This window comes from Arthrobacter sp. 92 (assembly GCF_050260325.1).
Lineage (GTDB): Bacteria > Actinomycetota > Actinomycetes > Actinomycetales > Micrococcaceae > Arthrobacter.
The window spans coordinates 1,996,644-2,013,407 of the sequence record NZ_CP189863.1; the positions used below are offsets into that span (position 1 = coordinate 1,996,644).

15 protein-coding genes are annotated in these 16,764 nt (G+C 66.0%); 6 read left to right on the top strand and 9 right to left on the bottom strand.

The features are described from left to right. Positions 1 to 21: 21 nt before the first annotated feature. Genes ACP4XC_RS09130 through ACP4XC_RS09140 form a run of 3 tightly spaced genes read left to right on the top strand, consistent with a single transcriptional unit; the run spans position 22 to position 2,328 of the window. The gene (locus tag ACP4XC_RS09130; RefSeq protein ID WP_427174602.1) at positions 22 to 1,317 is read left to right on the top strand and encodes a magnesium transporter MgtE N-terminal domain-containing protein; all 1,296 of its coding nucleotides are present in this window, start codon (positions 22 to 24) and stop codon (positions 1,315 to 1,317) included. Positions 1,318 to 1,346: 29 nt separating this feature from the next. Further along, on the top strand, positions 1,347 to 1,964 hold the full coding sequence (locus tag ACP4XC_RS09135) for a hypothetical protein (protein ID WP_427174603.1): 618 nt from the start codon (positions 1,347 to 1,349) through the stop codon (positions 1,962 to 1,964). Further along, complete coding sequence (locus ACP4XC_RS09140) at positions 1,951 to 2,328, top strand: Sec-independent protein translocase TatB (protein ID WP_427174604.1); 378 nt, start codon at positions 1,951 to 1,953, stop codon at positions 2,326 to 2,328. Before ACP4XC_RS09135 ends, ACP4XC_RS09140 begins: the two co-directional genes overlap by 14 nt. Before the next feature lie 153 nt (positions 2,329 to 2,481). Here the strand turns inward: ACP4XC_RS09140 and ACP4XC_RS09145 are convergent, their stop codons facing one another. Further along, positions 2,482 to 3,858 (bottom strand): FtsW/RodA/SpoVE family cell cycle protein, encoded by a 1,377-nt coding sequence (locus tag ACP4XC_RS09145; protein ID WP_427174605.1) that lies wholly within the window; start codon positions 3,856 to 3,858, stop codon positions 2,482 to 2,484. A gap of 265 nt (positions 3,859 to 4,123) precedes the next feature. Here ACP4XC_RS09145 and ftsW point away from each other — a divergent pair, with 265 nt between their 5' ends. Next, positions 4,124 to 5,380 carry a putative lipid II flippase FtsW gene (gene ftsW, locus ACP4XC_RS09150; protein WP_427174606.1) on the top strand — a complete coding sequence of 419 codons (1,257 nt, stop codon included), beginning with the start codon at positions 4,124 to 4,126 and terminating at the stop codon, positions 5,378 to 5,380. 64 nt (positions 5,381 to 5,444) lie between these two features. Here ftsW and ACP4XC_RS09155 read toward each other — a convergent pair whose 3' ends face one another. The 5 genes from ACP4XC_RS09155 to ACP4XC_RS09175 all read right to left on the bottom strand — a co-directional run bounded on the left by ACP4XC_RS09155 (position 5,445) and on the right by ACP4XC_RS09175 (position 9,496). Beyond that, the gene (locus tag ACP4XC_RS09155) at positions 5,445 to 6,173 is read right to left on the bottom strand and encodes an MIP/aquaporin family protein (RefSeq protein ID WP_427174607.1); all 729 of its coding nucleotides are present in this window, start codon (positions 6,171 to 6,173) and stop codon (positions 5,445 to 5,447) included. After that, positions 6,121 to 6,489: a hypothetical protein gene (locus ACP4XC_RS09160; protein WP_427174608.1), complete on the bottom strand. Its 369-nt coding sequence runs from the start codon at positions 6,487 to 6,489 to the stop codon at positions 6,121 to 6,123. The genes ACP4XC_RS09155 and ACP4XC_RS09160 overlap by 53 nt, the downstream gene beginning before the upstream one ends. A gap of 64 nt (positions 6,490 to 6,553) precedes the next feature. Next, a complete protein-coding gene (locus ACP4XC_RS09165) occupies positions 6,554 to 8,080 on the bottom strand; it encodes an LCP family protein (RefSeq protein WP_427174609.1) in 1,527 nt (508 codons plus the stop codon). A gap of 236 nt (positions 8,081 to 8,316) precedes the next feature. Further along, a complete protein-coding gene (tatC, locus tag ACP4XC_RS09170) occupies positions 8,317 to 9,111 on the bottom strand; it encodes a twin-arginine translocase subunit TatC (protein ID WP_427175066.1) in 795 nt (264 codons plus the stop codon). Between the two features lie 94 nt (positions 9,112 to 9,205). Beyond that, positions 9,206 to 9,496: a twin-arginine translocase TatA/TatE family subunit gene (locus ACP4XC_RS09175; RefSeq protein WP_427174610.1), complete on the bottom strand. Its 291-nt coding sequence runs from the start codon at positions 9,494 to 9,496 to the stop codon at positions 9,206 to 9,208. Positions 9,497 to 9,775: 279 nt separating this feature from the next. On the opposite strand from ACP4XC_RS09175, the gene ACP4XC_RS09180 reads away from it, so the two are divergent. After that, positions 9,776 to 10,351 carry a hypothetical protein gene (locus ACP4XC_RS09180; protein ID WP_427174611.1) on the top strand — a complete coding sequence of 192 codons (576 nt, stop codon included), beginning with the start codon at positions 9,776 to 9,778 and terminating at the stop codon, positions 10,349 to 10,351. A gap of 619 nt (positions 10,352 to 10,970) precedes the next feature. Continuing rightward, positions 10,971 to 11,735: a GAF and ANTAR domain-containing protein gene (locus ACP4XC_RS09185; RefSeq protein ID WP_427174612.1), complete on the top strand. Its 765-nt coding sequence runs from the start codon at positions 10,971 to 10,973 to the stop codon at positions 11,733 to 11,735. 235 nt (positions 11,736 to 11,970) lie between these two features. Here the strand turns inward: ACP4XC_RS09185 and ACP4XC_RS09190 are convergent, their stop codons facing one another. The 3 genes from ACP4XC_RS09190 to ACP4XC_RS09200 form a co-directional block, all read right to left on the bottom strand. Next, positions 11,971 to 13,029 (bottom strand): sodium:calcium antiporter, encoded by a 1,059-nt coding sequence (locus ACP4XC_RS09190; protein ID WP_427174614.1) that lies wholly within the window; start codon positions 13,027 to 13,029, stop codon positions 11,971 to 11,973. Positions 13,030 to 13,204: 175 nt separating this feature from the next. Next, entirely contained in the window at positions 13,205 to 13,561 is a 357-nt protein-coding gene (locus ACP4XC_RS09195) for an SPW repeat protein (protein ID WP_427174615.1), read from the bottom strand. A gap of 376 nt (positions 13,562 to 13,937) precedes the next feature. Beyond that, positions 13,938 to 16,733, bottom strand: coding sequence for a cation-translocating P-type ATPase (locus ACP4XC_RS09200; protein WP_427174616.1), 2,796 nt, complete (start codon positions 16,731 to 16,733; stop codon positions 13,938 to 13,940). Positions 16,734 to 16,764 lie beyond the last annotated feature (31 nt).

A 16,764-nucleotide genomic window follows, 5' to 3' on the forward strand; every position in this document is an offset into this window, starting at 1 on the left:
CCTCGAAAGGCATCTCCGAAGATGAGCACCCCAGGCACCATCGCACCCACGGGAACACCGGCCATCCGGCTCTCGGCCCTGCTGCGCCGCCCCGTCCTGGACACCAAAGGCAACCAGATCGGCACCCTCGCCGACGCCATCGTCCGGCTCCAGGAAGGTGGCTACCCGCGGCTGACCGGCCTGGTCCTCGCCGTCGGATCAAACCGGGTCTTCGCCCCGCTGGAGAAGCTCTCCGGGATCGAGCCCGGTGGCATCCGGCTGCACACCGCGACACTGGACCTGCGACCGTTCACCCGGCGCGAGGGCGAGGTGCTGCTCAAGGAAGACGTCCTAGGTCACCGGCTGATCGACACCGAGCACACCGTCATGGTCAAGGCATACGACATTGAACTCAACGGCACGGCCACCGGATGGACCCTGACGGGTCTGGACGTGCATAAGCCGCGCTGGTTCGCCATCAACCGGCGGCATGAGGCCCACCCATTCCTGGACTGGAATAGGTTTCTGCCCCTGATCGGCCACGAGGCATCCAGCAAGGCCCGGTCCCTCTCCGCCCGGTTCCGGCAGCTGAAACCGGCCCAGATCGCGGACCTGATCGAGGACTCCTCGGAAAAGGAACAGGACGAACTCCTCGCCCGGGTTCACAGCGACCCCGAACTTGAAGCCGACGTCTTTGAAGAACTCGATGAGGACCGTCAGTCCAGGATCCTCAAGGACCGCACCGACGCCGAAGTCGCGGACGTGCTCTCGCACATGCGGGCCGACGACGCCGCCGACGCCGTCATGGATCTCCCGCAGGAGCGCCGGACAGGGATTATCGCCCTCCTTCCGGCCCCCCAGTACACCAAGGTTATGGCCCTGTTGGGCTATCATGACGCCACCGCCGGGGGCCTGATGGGCACCGACTACGTGGCGCTGCCGGCGACCGCCACGATCGCCGAAGCACTCGAGTCCATCCGCACCGCCACCACCGAACAACCCGAAGCCCTCACCACTATCTACAGCCTGCACCCGGACGGAACCCTCGCCGGGGTGATCGGCCTGGTCCAGGCCCTGCAGGCCGATCCCGCCGCCCTACTCGGGGACACCGCCGACCCCGAACCGGTCAGCGCGACCGCAGGGGATGACATCATCGACGTCACCACCACCATGGCCGACTACAACCTCCTGACCCTTCCCGTCCTGGACGAACACGGCCACATCCTGGGTGTCATCACCGTCGATGACGCCCTTGAAGCGGCCATCCCCCCGGACTGGGCACACCGGGAACCGAACAGGAACACGACGAAGAACAACCACCCCGGAACCGAACACTAACCGGACCACTCCAAAGTGAGGCGTCATGAATGACCCCCCCCGCGGCACCGGACCCAGCCCCTGGCCACGGTGCCCGGCCTGACCGGGACCACCGCCCCGGGCTGCGCACCCTCCTGGTGCCCCGGCTGATCTCCCGCGGCCTCACCCCGGCCCAGGCCGCCCGCGCCACCGGCGTACCCATGCCCCTCGTTACGCTCATCGCCGGGCCCGAACCCGGCACCCCGGCACCCTCCCTGACGCCGACCGCGGCCCGGGGAACAAGGCCTGCTGCCATGCCCGGCCCGATGCGGGGGCGAAAAAACGCAACCAGGGCGGGGCCGTTGTTCATCGCCGCCATCACGGCCGGCTGCGCCGGCAGCATCCTCCGGCACGAACCCCTCCTGGTCACCGCAGGGTGCCTGGCTGGCGACAGCCTCGGGAGCACCTCCCGGCCGGACGCCGGCACGCGGCACGGCCCTGAACCCGTTTGGTCGTCGTTTATTTCAGGCGGCTTCCGGGAATCGCCAGCACACTATCTGGCAAGGCCCCCGTTCAGGGGCGCCCATAACGGTACCCCCACTGGGGTCCGGGCGCGGGGCGTCTGCGCGCGGCCGGACTGCTTGGGAGGTTTCCACGGCCCGTACGATAGAGAGCGTGTTCGGTATTGATGCTGAAAAGCTCTTCGTTCTGCTTCTCCTTGGGAGCTTGGTTCTGGGACCTGACAAGTTGCCCGGGTGCGCCGCGAAGCTGGCCCGCATCGTGATGGAGGTGCGGCGGCTGGCCGCCGGTGCCCAGGATCGGCTGCGTGATGAACTCGGCCCGGACTTCGAGGACGTGAACTGGGACAGGCTGGACCCGCGGCAGTATGACCCCCGGCGGATCATCCGGGAAGCGTTCACGGACCTTCCTCGAGCGGAGTACACGGAGCCGGACACTTTGAGGCCGGTGACTCCGGCTGGCGGCACTGCTCCGCAAGGGGTTGACCGTGTCCTGGCGGTGGGGCCGGTGCCGTTCGATTCCGAGGCAACCTAAACCAGCACCAGCGTCCGGAATGGCGTGCGCCCGCCGGCTCGGTCCGCTCCTGCCCTGGGCGCCAGCGGGTCATGGGGGGGGGGACTCGACGGACCGGAGAAGGCAGGCCGGACCGGCCGGCACCAGCCGGTCAATGCCGGGGCCGTCCGGGATCTATCGGGCCGGTGCGGGTGCTTCTTTGCCTATTCCGGTGGGGAGGGGGCCGGTGGTCTGGGGTCTGCGCGCGGCGTCGCTGATGCGGAGCAGCAGGGCCACGATGATCCAGTTCGCGAGCAGGGAGGATCCTCCGGCGGAGAGGAACGGTGTGGTCAGGCCGGTCAGGGGGATCAGGCGGGTGACGCCGCCTATGATGATGAAGCATTGGAGCGCCATGGCGAAGGACAGTCCGCAGGCCAGGAGTTTCCCGAAGGAGTCACGGGTCCCGAGGGCGGCCCGGAATCCGCGGGTGAAGAGCATCAGGTAGAGCGTGAGAATGGCGAAGACCCCGATCAGGCCCAGTGCTTCGCCGAGGGAGGCGATGATCATGTCGCTGTTGGCGAAGGGGACAAGGTCCGGGCGTCCGAGTCCGAGCCCCTCGCCGGCCAGGCCGCCGGAGGCCATGCCGAAGAGTCCTTCGACTATCTGGGCGCTCCCGCCGGGGAATCGTTCGTAGACGACCGGGTCGAAGGCGTTGATCCAGGCGTCGATGCGCAGCCGCACGTGGGGGAAGATTTTGGCCGCGGCGTAGCCGCCGGCTCCCATGAGGAGCAGGCCGAGTATGAGCCAGCTGCCCCGGCTGGTGGCGACGTAGATCATGACCATGAACAGACCGAAGAACAGGATGGACATGCCCAGGTCGTGCTGGAAGACCAGCACGCCCACGCTGGCGGCCCACGCCGTCACCATGGGGCCCATGTCCTTTACCCGCGGGAACTGCAGGGGCCCGATTTTCCTGCCGGCCAAAAGGATCAGGTCCCGGTTGGTGGAGAGGTATCCGGCGAAAAAGACACCGAGCGTTATTTTGACGATTTCCCCGGGCTGGAATTGGACCGGGCCAAGGCGGATCCAGACGCTGGCGCCGTTGATGTCTCCTGCGGAAACGCCGGGGACCAGGGGGAGGATCAGCAGAACGGTGCTCACGGCAAGGGAGATGAACGTATATCGGCGCAGCACCCGATGGTCCTTCAGGAACCACAGCACTGCGGCCGCAATGAGGACGGACACGGCCGTCCATTTGAGCTGGTTTGCCCCGGCATCGTTGCCGGTGGCCGCATCCAGGCTTTGGATCATGGCGATGCCCAGACCGTTCAACGCCACCACGATCGGCAGCATCACCGGATCCGCGTAACTCGCACGCAGCCGCAGAACGACGTGGAATCCCGCGGCGAGAACCGTCAGGGTCCCGGCCTGGAGCCAGAACCCCTGGCCAAGCGCCTCGTTTCTGTCCAGGCTGACCAACGCGCTGGCGCCAATCCCGATGCCCAGGGCCACCAGCAAGAGAAGAGCCTCGAGATTCCTGCGCGGCCTCGCGAGTCCCTGCTGCTCACTCATCGATCGCTTCTTTCGGGGGGTGGGGCGGGCTCCGGACCGTACCTGGCCGGACCTGTGTGATCCAGGTTGGACCTTCCGGCAGGACGCCGCCAGTCTACTATTCCGTGACACGGTCATGTCCGGGGAGCCGCTGGGCGACACGTGCCCGCCGGCAGCGGCGTCGGAAAGGCCGGAAGACGTATTGTTTTTGAGTGCCGCCTGTCCCAGCCCCGGACCGGAGCGGGCAGGGGGAAGGGGACCAGAAGTATAAGGAGTGGTGGGAACGATGGCCGCAGCACGGAAACCGCTGGCGCTCAGGACACCCAGGAAACCCCGGAACCCCTTGGCGGGGCGGTTCCCGCGGTGGCTGGCCGACGAATCCGGAGGCCGCACGCGGCCGGTCATCTTCGCCGTCGTTCTGACGCTGGCCGGGATCGGACTGGTCGAGGTGGCCTCGGCATCATCGGTGGAATCCGTCGCGGCGGGGATCAATCCTTACGACCTGCCCCTGAAACAGGGATTATGGACCCTGGCCGGGGTGGTCATCATGTTCGTCCTGGCTGGGCTGCCGGTCCGGCATATCCGGAAACTGGCGTGGCCGATGCTGATCATTTCGCTCATTGGGCTTGGGCTCGTTTTCACACCTCTGGGCATGACAGTCAATGGCAACAGGAACTGGCTGAACGCGGGCGGGTTCACCGCCCAACCCTCCGAGTTCGCCAAGCTCGCCCTCATCGTGTGGGGCGCGGCCGTGCTCTCCCGCAAGGAGGCGCTGCTCAGTCAGTGGAAACACGCCGTCGTCCCGTTGCTGCCCGCCGGTGCGGTCATCGCCGCTCTCGTGGCCCTGGGCCATGACCTCGGCACAACATTGATCATCATGATGATCATCGCGGCCACCCTGTTTTACGGCGGGGTACCGATGAAAGTCCTCGGCGTGGCGGGCGGCATCGGCGCCGGAGCAGCGTTGGTCCTCGCTGCCACCAGCGGGAACAGAATGGGCCGGATCTTTTCCTGGCTTGGCATGGGATCCACTGAAGATTCCCAGGGGCTGGGCTATCAGGCCCTGAACGGCCAATACGCGCTGGCCTCTGGCGGGTGGTTCGGCGTGGGGCTCGGGCAAAGCCGGCAGAAATGGAACTGGATTCCCGAGGCCCACAACGACTTCATCTTCACCATCCTCGGGGAGGAACTCGGCCTCGCAGGGACTCTCCTGGTCCTGGGACTGTTCGCCATTCTGGCCGTGGCGGTGTTCAAGACCATCACCCGGACAGAGGACACTTTCGCGCGTATCGTCTCGTGTGGCATCATCACCTGGATCATCGGCCAGGCCATCATCAACATTGCCATGGTCAGCGGACTGCTCCCGGTCATCGGCGTCCCGTTGCCCTTCATCTCCTACGGCGGTTCGGCCATGGTTTCCTCGCTGGCCGGGATCGGCATGATCCTCGCCGTCACCCGCACCAACCAGAGCGACCGCCCCTCCCTCAGGGGCCGGGGAACGATCCGGAAGCCTCCCGTCCCCGAACCGGCACGCACCCCCTGAGCCGGTCCGCAGGTTGCCGGGCGGCATGCCACTTCGATCCCGCCGGAGGCTTCTGGTAGGGGCCTCAGTTCGGCAGTGATCCCTGTGCGGCCTTTTCGGCGGCGGCGTGACCGCCCTTCCCGCGCAGGACCAGGGCAATGGCCACCGCGAGGAGGCTGCCGGTGACGGGGCCGGCGACGTAGATCCAGAGCCGGCTGAAATCGCCCGCGAGAAGGTCCGGCCCGAACGTCCTGGCCGGGTTCATGGAGGCTCCACTGACAGGGCCGCCCCAGAGCCCGGCCGTGACGACGTACGCGGCGACCCCGAATGCTGAGAGAGCGCCAACATTCTGCGCCCCCGAGGCGACTCCGAGGACGGTGCTGACGAGCCCGGCGGTCAGCAGCACTTCCACTACGAACGCCTGCGGATCGGTGAACCCTGCCCCGGGCAGGGTCATCCCGTCGTTGCCCTGATGGCCGAGCAGGGTCACGAGGGTGGCCGCCGCGAGTGCGGCACCGGCGCCCTGGGCGAGGACGTAGCCGGGGAATCTGCGCCAGGGAAAGTCCCGGCGCAGGGCGAACGCCAGGGTCACCACAGGGTTCAGGTGCGCCCCGGACACGGGGCCGATGAACAGAACCGCAGCGATGATCGTCAGCGCCGGTGCCATCACCAGCGCGGTGTGACCAAGTCCCCCGCGGGTTGCGGTGTTTACCATGTCGGCTCCGGCAGCGGCCACCACCAGCAGATACGTTCCCAGCACCTCACCGAACAGCCGGCGGGAGCCGTTGCCGGGCTTGTCGAAGTCGCGGATCATGCGGTGGTCCTGGGCTGATAGTCCCGGGTGGGTCCGTGGTCCTGGCCTTGACCCGGCCGAGTTCCTTGGCGACATCCGGATCATCAGCCGGCAGCAGCGGCAGGCCCGCTGCGCGGAGCAGGTCCTTGGCCTTGAACGTCATCGTCGGCGCCCCCTGGAGGGCTGTGACCGCCTTGGCAACAGCCTTGGGGCCGGCGATCAGGGACAGGTAGGAGGCAGCTGCCGGATAATCGTGGGCCTGCGGCTCCTCCATCCACGTGACCGTCGGCTTGCGGGTGTCTTTTGACTTGGACGGGCTGCTTTGCTTGGTCATCATTGCTTCCTTCTGATCCGCTGGTTGAGGACGGCCCCGGCCCTCGCGCACTCCATGGGCATTGGCTCTAGCCGCCCGGGTTGGCGGCCTGGCAGGTCTGGTCGTTGGCTGTCTGAGCGACGACGTTGCCGGGGGCTTGGGCGGCCGGGACGGGTTTTGTGCCGGTGGCGAAGTCTTCGCCCGCGTAGAACTGCACGCCCTGGACGCCGGTCACCTGCTGAACGCTCGCGGGCGGGAGCGCGAACAGGGCGGCGACGTCGGCCGCGACGTCGGCGAAGCCGGGGCCGTAGTAGACCATGCTCTGGGCCCGGGGCTGGGCCTGGATCCGGGCAAGTTTGGTAAATCCGGCACCGGTAATGAGTGCCCCGATCTCGGTGCTTCTGGAGGCCACGTTAGTGCCGTTGGCGACGGTGACGGGCTGGAGTGCCTTGTCATAGTCCGGCTTCGCGGCCGTGGCGGACGGGTCAGCTGACGGGGACGCCGCGGGGGCGGCCTGGGTCAGGTCGGCGCTGCGGCGCAGGGCCGCGAAGAGGTCCGTGGCCGCGGGTTCATCGAGAGTGAGCCTGTTGGGATCCGTGGGGGCCGGCACGGTCGGGGCGGTGATGAAGTTGACCTTGGCCGGGTCGATGTTCTTGAGCCGTCCGGCGAGGGTCAGCATCGTCGGGACCGAGGCGAGGCCGTCATCGACGGTCAGGTTCTTCGTCATCGTGTCGGCAATGCTCAGCATTTTCTGCGGATCGCCCAGAGTCCCGTCCGCCTTCAGCTTTCGGGTGAGGGAGGCCAGGAACGACTGTTGGGCCTTGATCCGGCCCAGGTCTCCGCCGTCGGCGAAAGCGTGGCGGGTCCGCAGGAAGGCCAGAGCCTGGTCGCCCTGGACCTGGGAGGTCCCTTTGGGCAGACGGAGGCCGGATTCGGGGTCGAAGACGGCGGCGTTGACACAGACATCGACGCCGCCGACGGTATTGGAGAGTTCCTTCACGGCGTTGAAATCGGCCATCATAAAGTGGTCCACTTCCATTCCGGTGACCTTGTTCACGGTGTCCACGGCGCAGCCGATGCCGGCGTCGGCCATCGCGCTATTGATCATCACGTTTTGGCGCGGCTCGTGCTGCTGATTCGTTGCGGGGTCCTTGCAGGCAGGAACATCCACCAGCAGATCCCGCGGGAAACTGATGACGTTGACGTGATTGTTGTCCGCGGAGATGTCCAGCAGCATCATCACATCCGACTGCCCGTACCCTGACGATTGGTCGACGGTCCCGTACTGTCCGTTCTTTCCGCTTCGTGTGTCGCTGCCCAGGACGAGGATCTGCAGGCGGTCTTTGCTGTCATTGACGGGCCCCTCGGTCCGGAGGCCGCCGGCCCCGAGAGCGGAGGTGGCGATGTTCGACTGGAGCCGCCAGAACCAGTACCCGCCGAAAGCAAGGACCCCGAGCACCAGCACACCGATGGCGAGGCCGGTGATTTTGAGCCAGCGCGGCCGCCGGCGCCCCGGAAGACCGCGACTGGTATCAACCAGCGTGCCCTGCCCCGGATAGGGGACGGGCGCATGTTGGCCTGATTCCGGGCCGGGATTATCGTAACGACCGGGCATTTCGGCGACCTCTCCGGGGAAATTCTGACCCGCCCATGATACTGACTGTCGCCGGAAACCCCCTTTAGACGCGACGGCGCAATTCACGTGTCTCTCTGCCGGTGCGGGCTCTCCGTTTTGAGTCCCTCGGAGAGTCTTCGGTCGGAGGGCAACTGGGCCACGGCGCGGGCGGTGGGCATACTTCCCATCCTTAAGCTCGCCGCCCCGGACCGCCCCAAGGGCTTGGGGGATCAGGGTTAGAGATTCTCCAGGTCGGACCCGGGAGTTGCCTGGTCCGCGGTCGCTTCGGTTTCGGCTGCTGTCCTGGACAAACGCCTGTCCCGCCGGCGGTCGTTAAGGATGCAGATGCCGATGGCCGCGAAGAACAAGACCAGCAGCGGACCGGCCAGCAGGAACATCGAGAAGGCGTCGGCGCCCGGGGCCGCGACGGCGGCCAGGACAAAGACCAGGAAGACGGTGATGCGCCAGGCCTTGAGGATGGTGCGCCCCCTGATGATCCCTGCCATGTTCACGCCCACAAGTACCACCGGGACCAGGAACGCCAGTCCCAGGAAGAGGACCATGCGGGTGACGAAATCAATATAGTCGCGGGCATCGACCATGTTGGAGAAACCGGAGGGGGTGAATTGCGTCAGTGCCCGGACCACCTGCGGGACTACCATCCAGCCCACCCAGATGCCGGCGAGGAATAACGGCACGGCCGCCGCCATGAAACCGAGCGTGTACCGCCGCTCCCTCCTTGTCAAGCCCGGAGTGATGAAGGCCCAGAGTTGGTAGATCCAGACCGGGCTGGAAATCACGGCGCCGATCAGGAGTGAGAGCTGAAGCTTGAAATCAAAAGGAGAAGCGATGCTCGAAAAATTGACCGATGAGACACCGCCGGTGTGCTCGGCAATCCTGTCCACCGGCTCCTTGAGCGCTCTCAGCAGGGGGTCATAGAGGATCCAGCCGCCCACACCGCCGAGAACCACGCCGATAACCGACTTGATCAGCCGGTTCTTCAACTCCACAAGGTGATCCAGCAGGGGCATGCGCCCCTCGGGGTTGGACCGGCCGCCGTTTTTCTGCCCCACCACGGATCAGTCCCTGCTCAACGGAGGAATCCGGGTGCGAACCCCGGCCCCGTCACGCCGGGTCCTTGGCCCTGGCCTGGCTGGCGCTGTCGTCTGGTGTGGGGCTTCCCGTACCGGGTCCGGGGTTGCCGTCATTCTTCATTTCCCTGACCTCGGACCTGATGATCCGCACCGACTGCCCGAGGCTGCGGGCAATCGAGGGAAGCTTCGGCGCCGCAAAGAGCTGAAAACCCACGACGCAAATAATCACGATGGGCCAAGGTCCATCCAAAAGCCGTCCCACGCGAAGTCCCTTCCTCCAAAATAAGTCCTCGTCCAAGGGTAGGGGACCACCGGCGTTCATCCCGACGGCATCATCGCTTCCGCCCGACCAACCAAGACATGAATACTTAGCCAATGCAAGTATGGCGCCGGTCCAGGGGCAGCCGCCACGGGGTCCTGTCCTGGCAGGGGCGGCCGTACTCTTTTCCGTGCGGGTCGGTGGGCTCTGCCGGAAGGCGGCGGCGGGCGGTGCGGAAGGCCCCGATGGATCCCGTCCTGCGTCGGGACGGGCCCCGTTGTAGTCTGGCGGAGCGGGTCGACTTCATTCCCTGCACTGAGCATCGTTCCGGAGGATTTACATATGCGATTCATCCAAAGTCTGAAGCAGCGGATCACCGCTGGCATCAGCGCGTTCAACAGTTCCGCGGACCCGCAGCAGCAGGCCCGCGAGGCAAGGTCGGAGCTGCCGCAGGCCATGTCGACCGCTCAGGCCCGCCTCGACGGGACCAAAAACTTCGTTGCGTCCCTTCCGGCTGCTGTCGGGCCGGGCGTGCATCAACGAATCGCCGAGGCTGAGGGCAGCCTCCGGTCAGCAATCTCTGCGCAGGCCGGTGATCCGGTCAACGCGCTGGCCCATGCCCGGTGGGCCGCGGATCTGGCCTCTCAGGCCGGTCAACTGGCGCAGGCCGAGGCCAACGCCAACATGCGCGGCTATGCAGGTGGACCCATCGGAGTCGCTGGCGGCGGCAACGGCGGCGGGTTCGCCCGCGGCCTCGGCGCCGGAGTTCTGGGCGGGATCGCGGGCAATATGCTCTTCGGCGGCCTCCTCGAGGACCGGGACGGCGGGGAGGGACACGGCTTCGAAGCGATGGGCGGAGACGACGGTTTCGGAGGAGATACAGGCGGCTTTGGCGGAGGGGACGACGGCAGCTTCTAAGATCCCACTGGGTAAACCGTGGACGGCGTGGCGGATGGATCCGGCCGGCGCGGGCGGCCAGCGGCAGGCACCCACAGCAGCACTTCACGATGGGCTGGTTCAGCCCCGGAAGGGACACGTCCTCCGTCACGGAGCCGTGCGAATTGGGGTTAGTGTTTGCGGTCGCTCGTGGTGATGACCAGGATCCCGTAGATACCGCCGGGGAAAAGTCCAAGGCGCTGCAGAAAGATGGCCCACAGGAAGCATAGACATCTCGCTGTGCTAAGACGTCAAGTCGAGAGATCTGGCTGAGTATGTCAACCCGATTCAGGACCACCCGGCCTGAATCAGGACCATTGGTGACGGTTCGGACGCGACCCACTACTGACCCGCTTCTGAGATCGCAACTTCGAGGCGGTCCTGAGGTCCTGCTAAAGGAATCTCTACCGGCCCCGGCTCGGGGAACTGAAGAAGGAACGGACCGCAAGCGGGAAGTTGATGATCACTTTCCGCCTTACGAGTCACGGTTCCGTTTTCGATCAGCGAGTCGTTGATGGGGAGATCAGCTCCAGGACTGGATGGCTCTGCGTGCAGATACTGGATGTAGGGTCAGCGGTATCGAAAGAACCGAGGTGAGTCGATGAACATCGACGCGTCAAAAATGGATGGCCCCTCCGGGGCATCAGAACATGGTGAGAGTGTCAGCGGCGAGCTGGCCACAAGTCTGGGCGAGCTGGCCAGGGAGCTGCAGCACGAAGATGACCTCGACACCGTCCTTTCCGGGATAGTCCAGGCCGCGGTCCAGCTCATCCCCGGCGCCGCCGAGGCATCCATTAGCCTGGTCACCGGTCGGAAGAAAATTGATTCAAAAATCGCGTCGGGAGACCTGCCCCGCAGGGTCGATGCCCTGCAAAGTTCCACCGGGCAGGGCCCGTGCCTGGATGCGGCCTACCACGACCGGATTGTGCGGGTACCGGACCTGAGCACCGAGTCCCGTTGGCCGGCCTTCTGCCGTGGCGCGGTTGAGCTGGGGGCGCGCAGCATGCTCTCGATCCAGTTGTTCGTCGAGGGGGACCGGCTGGGTGCGTTGAACCTGTACGGGGCCCGGCCGGACGCCTTCGACCTTGAGTCCGAGCAGATCGGGCTGCTCGTCGCCGCCCACGCAGCCGTGGCTTTCGCCGACTCCCAGAAAATCAGCCAACTCAACGAGGCCCTGATCACCCGCCAAATCATCGGCCAAGCAGAAGGCATCCTGATGGAACGCTACAAAATCACCGCCCAGCAGGCCTTTCTTGTCCTCACCAAAGCCAGCTCCAGCTCCAACACGAAACTGCGTGAGGTGGCAGAGCATCTGACCAGCAGCGGAGAAATCCCCACCGCAAGAAATCTCCGCGGCCCGAGCTGAACGAGGCATCGGACCCCGCGCGGCCCCACGGCGCCGAACGCTTCTTCGGCGCGGTCCAGCCCAAAGAACCCCGCCACGGCCCGGACGGCCAGCCTACTGCAGACCGCCCGCCCCGGATCCGAGTCCGGACCGTCCCGGGGCGGGGTCTGGGACGGGGTCCTCGCCCCCGCTGTGGGGGACCGGAGGCGCGGCAGCACGTACTCCTCATCGGGTTTCGACGCTCTGTACCGGTTACCTATCCGGTTGAGACGAAGCTGAGCCCGGCCATGCCCAGGACGTAGAGGACCAAGACCGCAAGTGAATCAATGCCCAGACGGGCGTAGCGGTGCCCGGGGCGGAAGAGCAGACCCAGGAGGTAGATCACGGTGAGGAGGATGGCGAGTGCGGTGAGGTAGTTATCCGCAGGCCGCGCCTGCGGCAGGACCGAGTTTCCGGAGATGAGGACTGCTACCGGGAACAGGACGGGCAGGAAGGCGTTGCCGCCGAGGATGTCGCTGACGGCGAGTTCGTACTCACCCTCCCTGGCCGCGGCCAGGCCAGTGGAAATCTCGGGCAGCGACGTGACAAGGGCCAGTACTGTCGCCCCGAACAGGACGCCGGAGAGGCCCGTTCTGTCCGCGATTGCGCTGCCGCTTTCCTCGAGTGCGACGCCAGCGGCCAGTGTCGCAGCCGCCGCGGTGGCGAAAACAACAACAGACGCCCCTGTGCCGCTACCGGCAGCAACGCCGGTAGCGCGTACGGCGCGGGCTTTGGGATTGGCCTGCGCGTCTGGCTGTCGGTCTAGTTCAGACCAGGACTGGCCCGTCTGCGCACGGCGGACCAGAAACAGCCCACTTACCCAGATCCCGGCAATGAGCGCACCGTCCGGGGTCAGCCGGGCAATGACCAGCCCTGAGGGCATCTGGCTGCCAGCCATCACGGCGGCCAGGGCCGCGACGACAATGACCGCTTCGACTATCAGAGCCTGGGAGGCTGCCCTGTAAGTCAGCGGACGTTCGCCCCGAACGCCGACGGCGTCCACCAACACCAGGACCACCGTTTGCAGGGCGATGCCTCCCAGAATATTGCCTACAGCGATCTCCAGATTCCCGGTTGCCGCAGCCGTGACGGTAATCGCCAGTTCGGGCAGGTTTGTCGCGACCGCCAGCAGAATGAGGCCGCCAAGGGCCGAGCCCCAGCCGAAGCGCTTGTCCAGGACAGCCGCAGTCCGTGACAGCTGCACCCCCGCCAGCCAGACCGCAGCGGATGCGGCCGCGAAGATCGTTCCCAGCACCCACAGCGGCAACACCAGCACCTCATATCCCGCCGCTCCCGGACACACCGCCAGGCCACGGCACGCGGACGCCTGTATCGCATCGGCACTTCATCGATGTCAGGCAACAGTGTCCGGGAGCTCCCAGGCTCTCCGGGCGCCCGTCGATTACTGCTTTTCGATTACGTCAAGCCACTTTGCGTTCGGGCGCGTTCCTCTAGTGGGAGATGCGGATGCGGTGATGGCCTTCGGTGCTGGGCTTGATGGCAGCCGCGGTGACGATCAGCGCCACGGCCCCGGCGATCCAGGAGATCCAGGCGGCACCGGTAGTACCCGCGTAGGACCCCATCCATGGCGAGAGGATGAGTCCTGCGGCCAGGACGGCCTGCACCCATTCCATGACCGGTGTTCCGGGCATGGCCAAATTAACGAGTCCGCTGACAACCAGGAGTACGCCGAAGACGACCATCAGGGTCGTGGACATACCTTGCTGCTTCGTCCAGAGCACCGAAACCGCGGCGAAGATCCCGGCGGCAACGGTTACCCAGTCCTGCCATCGGTTCCATTTTTTCATCAGGACCACTCTCCATTGCTGGTTCATCCTGTGCGGCGGGGATGCGTTCTGCCTCCCTCTCCCACACTTCTCATTCAACGCCTCGCCCCCGGCACCCTCCAGAGGATAAAGACCCTCAGGGCCTACAGCCCCGAAATTTCCGGGGCCGCCAGGTCCGAGGTGGAGCGCATCATCCACCGATACTTGTGCAGGCCCTTTCAACTCATGGCCAGAGCCGACAATGCACGCCGCAACCCTCAAGCTCATGCAGGAGAACGGGCATGTTTGCGGAGGCGCCGGGCTGCAACGGGAAATGCCCCGGATGTCCCCGGCCGGTTTCTGGGAGTCTTGTTTGGAGTGATTCAGCGTGGTCTCCGGTCACGGCGACCGGCGGGGCTTACCGGCCTGTTTCCGCAGGGTGTGCAGTTCCGGCCGGTGCCGCTGGACTTTTCTGTCGCCGCCGCAAGAAGCTTTTCAGGATTTCATCGCTTCCCCAGACCAGGAAGGGGAAGGGAAGCAACAGCAGCAGCTCCCAGGCTTCGGGGACGGCGGTGCCGAATAGGCTCTGCAGTGGTCCGATGGCGACGATGCCTGCGGCGAAAGTCAGTTCGAAGGCGATGCCCCAGAGCAGCAGCCTGTTGGTGGTCAGGCCTATCCGGAAGAGCGACACGGTCTGGGTGCGGGCGGCCATTGCTGTCCCGATTTGGCAGGCAACGATCCCGAGGAATGTCATCGTGGTCGCCTGTTGCCAGACCAGGTGCAGGGGCCCTGTCCCGACGTCGGCGCCGGAGGTCCAGCCTCCGGCTAAGAGGGTAACCAGGAAGGCGCCAGTGACCAGTACGGCGGATACGCCGCCCATCACGCCCCAGGCGCGGACCAGCATCAGGGAGCTGATGACGTTCTCGGCCCGGGGCCGGGGCGGGCGTTGCATCAGGCCTGGTTCCGGGGCTTCGCGGCCCAGGGCGAGGGCAGGCAGGGTTTCGGTGAAGAGGTCGATGGCGAGGATCTGCATGACTGTCAGGGGCAGCGGCATTTTCCCGCCGGAGGCGGCGTAGATCAGGAACGGGATGACTTCCGGGGTGGCGTGGGCGAAGATGTAGACGATGAATTTCCGGACGTTGTCGTAGACCCGTCGGCCTGCTTCGACGGCACTGACGATGGACGCAAAATCGTCGTCGGTGAGGACCATGGTCGCCGCTTCGCGTGCCACGTCTGTTCCAGATTTCCCCATGGCGACGCCGATGTCCGCACGGCGGAGGGCCGGCGCATCATTCACGCCGTCTCCGGTCATCGCCACCACATGACCCAGGTCCTGCAGGGCATCGGCGATCCGGAGCTTCGCCTCGGGGGAGCTTCTGGCAAAGATGAGCTCGGCCCCGCTTCCCAGCAGCCGGTCCAGTTCCGCTTCGCTCATCCGGTCCAGCTCGGCACCGTTGATGATCGGGAGCTCCCCGCCGCCGATGCCCACACGCCGCGCAATGCCCGCCGCGGTCAGCCCGTTATCGCCCGTGACCACGATCAGCCTAATACCGGCCGAATGGCACTGCGCCACGGCCTCGGCCACCTGGGGCCTGGGCGGGTCGAACATCGCCACCAGCCCAAGGAAGGTCAGGTTCTTCTCGGCATCCTCGCGCGAGATCCCCGCAGGGCTCTGATCGTGCACCGTCCGGTCCGCAACCGCGAGCAGACGGAGTCCCTGCCCCGCCCACTCATCCACCACCGCGGAGATGGTTATCCGGTCCGCCTCCGTCAGGGGACGATCTGTCCCGTCAGCCGCGATGCGAGTGCAGAGAGGGAGGATTTCCTCGGGCGCGCCCTTGGCATGGAGGACCACCCCGAAACCGGCCCGGTCCAGGGTGGACATCCGCCGCAGGACCGGATCGAAATGGAACTGGGTCAGCCGTTCAACCCCGGACCTGTCCGGATCCGCGCCGAGATCCACGGCCAGATGAAGCAGTGCCAGTTCGGTCGGGTCGCCGGTGTCCTCCTCCCCCGGCTGGTCTGAAAGCCGGGCATTGCTGCACGCCACCGCCGCCACCGCAACCCGGCCCGCTGCGGAGTCCGGGGCCGGCGGGAGCCTGCCCTCAAGGAGGCTCTGGTACCCGTCCGCGGTCCAGAAGTTGATGACCTGCATGCGGTTCATCGTCAGCGTCCCGGTCTTATCCGTGCAGATCACGCTCGTGGAGCCAAGAGTCTCGACGGCCGAAATCCTCTTCACCAGCGCCCCGCGGCGGGCCAGGATCCTGACACCGACGGCCAGGGCCAGGGTGATGGTGGGAAGCAGGCCCTCGGGCACATTGGCGACCAGCAGCCCGATGGCGAAGTTCAGCGTGTCGGGGAAGGAGAGTCCGGCCAACACCATACCCACCGGGATGAACGCCACACCCATGCCGACTGCAATGATGGCGATCAGCCGCGCAACCCGCGCAACCTGCTGCTCCAGAGGACTCGGCTCCTTGACCACCCGCTGGGAAAGCGCCGCAATCCGGCCCAGCTCAGTCCGCATCCCGGTCGCATAGACCACTGCGGTCCCCTCACCTCCGGTGCAGCTGCTTCCGCTGAACACCACATCCCTGGCCTGCAGCAGCGGCCCCTTCACGAACGGACGGCCGTCCGCACTCCTGAACACCGGAAGGGACTCACCGGTGAGCGTGGAGATGTCCATTTCAACCGACCCTGAAAGCAGCCGGGCATCGGCCGAGACCCGGTCCCCCTCCCGGACCACCATCACGTCCCCGGGAACCAGCCCGACCGCGTCCACCAGGACTTCCACACCCTCACGAAGAACCCTGGCCCGGACCGGAAGATATGCCGACAAGGCCTCCACCGCCCGCTCTGCATGCCGTTCCTGGACGAAGGCAAACAACGCGTTCAAAACGATCACCGCCACGATGGCGGCCGCCAACGCCACCGTGCCCGTCACAAATGCCAGCACCGCCGCGACCCACAACAACAACGCCAACGGATATACAAACTGCCGCCCCAGTTCCCGGACCCAGCTCCGTTTCCCGCGCCGGCTCAACTCATTAGGACCAAAGACCACGCGACGCCGGGCTGCCTCCCGCTCCGACAGACCCTCAGGGCGCCCACGAAGATCCCTCAGCAACCTCTCAAGAGGTTCCAGCGGATCCGGAACCAGCACCCCGGCACCGCCCAGACCGGCGTCGATCAGAGCCTCCCCGGGCACAGACATGTCATTATCCGGGACTGGAGGATCCGGGCTC

Bases quoted from the DNA above. Each gene is read 5' to 3' on its own strand.
- ACP4XC_RS09160 (WP_427174608.1), bottom strand. From the start codon at position 6,489: ATGATGACCAAGCAAAGCAGCCCGTCCAAGTCAAAAGACACCCGCAAG.
- ftsW (WP_427174606.1), top strand. From the start codon at position 4,124: ATGGCCGCAGCACGGAAACCGCTGGCGCTCAGGACACCCAGGAAACCC.
- ACP4XC_RS09135 (WP_427174603.1), top strand. From the start codon at position 1,347: ATGACCCCCCCCGCGGCACCGGACCCAGCCCCTGGCCACGGTGCCCGG.
- ACP4XC_RS09185 (WP_427174612.1), top strand. From the start codon at position 10,971: ATGAACATCGACGCGTCAAAAATGGATGGCCCCTCCGGGGCATCAGAA.
- ACP4XC_RS09130 (WP_427174602.1), top strand. From the start codon at position 22: ATGAGCACCCCAGGCACCATCGCACCCACGGGAACACCGGCCATCCGG.
- tatC (WP_427175066.1), bottom strand. From the start codon at position 9,111: ATGCCCCTGCTGGATCACCTTGTGGAGTTGAAGAACCGGCTGATCAAG.
- ACP4XC_RS09200 (WP_427174616.1), bottom strand. From the start codon at position 16,733: ATGTCTGTGCCCGGGGAGGCTCTGATCGACGCCGGTCTGGGCGGTGCC.
- ACP4XC_RS09155 (WP_427174607.1), bottom strand. From the start codon at position 6,173: ATGATCCGCGACTTCGACAAGCCCGGCAACGGCTCCCGCCGGCTGTTC.
- ACP4XC_RS09145 (WP_427174605.1), bottom strand. From the start codon at position 3,858: ATGAGTGAGCAGCAGGGACTCGCGAGGCCGCGCAGGAATCTCGAGGCT.
- ACP4XC_RS09175 (WP_427174610.1), bottom strand. From the start codon at position 9,496: ATGAACGCCGGTGGTCCCCTACCCTTGGACGAGGACTTATTTTGGAGG.
- ACP4XC_RS09180 (WP_427174611.1), top strand. From the start codon at position 9,776: ATGCGATTCATCCAAAGTCTGAAGCAGCGGATCACCGCTGGCATCAGC.
- ACP4XC_RS09165 (WP_427174609.1), bottom strand. From the start codon at position 8,080: ATGCCCGGTCGTTACGATAATCCCGGCCCGGAATCAGGCCAACATGCG.
- ACP4XC_RS09195 (WP_427174615.1), bottom strand. From the start codon at position 13,561: ATGAAAAAATGGAACCGATGGCAGGACTGGGTAACCGTTGCCGCCGGG.